Source organism: Halobellus sp. Atlit-38R (assembly GCF_003665925.1).
GTDB classification, from domain to species: Archaea; Halobacteriota; Halobacteria; order Halobacteriales; family Haloferacaceae; genus Haloquadratum; species Haloquadratum inordinatus.
This window is the reverse complement of record NZ_QXIJ01000052.1, coordinates 1-1,060: the sequence shown is the minus strand read 5'-3', so window position 1 is coordinate 1,060 and position 1,060 is coordinate 1. Positions and strand designations below refer to the sequence as shown.

Annotated in this window: 3 protein-coding genes and 2 pseudogenes; 3 read left to right on the top strand and 2 right to left on the bottom strand. The window is 71.7% G+C overall.

The window, feature by feature from the left end; genetic code table 11:
- The 3 genes and pseudogenes from D3D02_RS21540 to D3D02_RS18025 all read left to right on the top strand — a co-directional run.
- The coding region (locus D3D02_RS21540) for a DUF5828 family protein (RefSeq protein WP_342764631.1) at positions 1 to 154 on the top strand (154 nt) is incomplete at its 5' end.
- Positions 155 to 192: 38 nt separating this feature from the next.
- A complete protein-coding gene (locus D3D02_RS18030; RefSeq protein WP_121563358.1) occupies positions 193 to 432 on the top strand; it encodes a hypothetical protein in 240 nt (79 codons plus the stop codon).
- Between the two features lie 55 nt (positions 433 to 487).
- A pseudogene (locus D3D02_RS18025) lies at positions 488 to 736 on the top strand (TrmB family transcriptional regulator); the annotation flags it as partial.
- On the opposite strand, the pseudogene D3D02_RS18020 reads toward D3D02_RS18025, so the two are convergent.
- A pseudogene (locus tag D3D02_RS18020) lies at positions 632 to 859 on the bottom strand (dipeptide epimerase); the annotation flags it as partial. The pseudogenes D3D02_RS18025 and D3D02_RS18020 overlap by 105 nt on opposite strands.
- Positions 856 to 1,060: DUF1611 domain-containing protein (locus tag D3D02_RS18015; RefSeq protein WP_121571314.1), on the bottom strand; the 205-nt coding region annotated here is incomplete at its 5' end. The pseudogene D3D02_RS18020 and the gene D3D02_RS18015, both read right to left, overlap by 4 nt.

The window sequence follows — 1,060 nt, the reverse complement described above, 5'->3', positions numbered from 1 at the left end:
GCTGAAAGACGAGGGGTCCGCGGTCCACGACGAGTACGAGGCCGATATCGACCGCTGGCACGTCGAGGCGGAGAAGCGGACGGAGGACGTCGCGGCCGCCGAGGGCGTCGAGCCGCCCGCCGAGGAGGGCGGCCCGGACTCGACGACGACGTGATCGGTCGCTTTTAACTCGCTGACCGCCGAATCGCATCCATGAGCGAGGTACTCCGAGTCGAGGCGGGCGAGCTGTCCGCCGACGAACTCATCGACGCGCTCAACGACGGCCGGCGGATCCTCGTCGACGTGGAAGTCGCCGGCGCCAACCACGAGGTCGCGCTGCGGTACGACGGGGAGACGTACCACTGCGACACGCCGACGAACCTCCACCGGCACGCGGACGAGTCCGGGATGCGGGGCTGCATCGACCAGATGGGCTACGCGGCCGAGGAGTGACCGCGCCGCGCGGCGATGACGGAGCTTTAACACCGCCCCGCGCGGAACGAGTGACATGAGCGACCCCGAGATAGAGGACCTCGTCGGCGACACCTCCCCGTCGTTCGAACACGTCCTCTCCTGCGGCTTCGGCGTGCGCGACCACGAGAGCCGCGCGTACCTCGCGCTGTTGGAGTACCCGGGCAGCACCGTCTCGGAGCTCGCCGACGCGCTCGACCGCGTCGAGGAGCGCCGGCAGCACCGCGGTCACGGTGTCGGCCGTCTCTCCGTAGTGGGCCGACGGCGCAGCCCCGCCGACCCCGGTCATTCCCGCGTCGTCCGTGATCCGAACGACCACGTTCTCCGCCTCGGTCTGCGTCCCCCGCGAGATGGTGAACGGGTCGTCGAGCGGCAGCGAGACCCGCTCGAACTCGGCGTCGAGGCTCATCGGCCGCCGAGCCCCGCGTCGACGATTCCGTCCACGATCCGCTCCGCGCCGTCGCGGACGGGGTCGGCGGCCGGGACGCCGACCGCGTCGCCGAACTCGGTCACGGCCTCGGCGGCGGCCGCGTCGTCGCTCACGTCCTTCGTGTTGAGCGCGCCGGCGACGACCGCGGTCTCGCGGACCGGCGCCGCGAGGTCCTCGTAG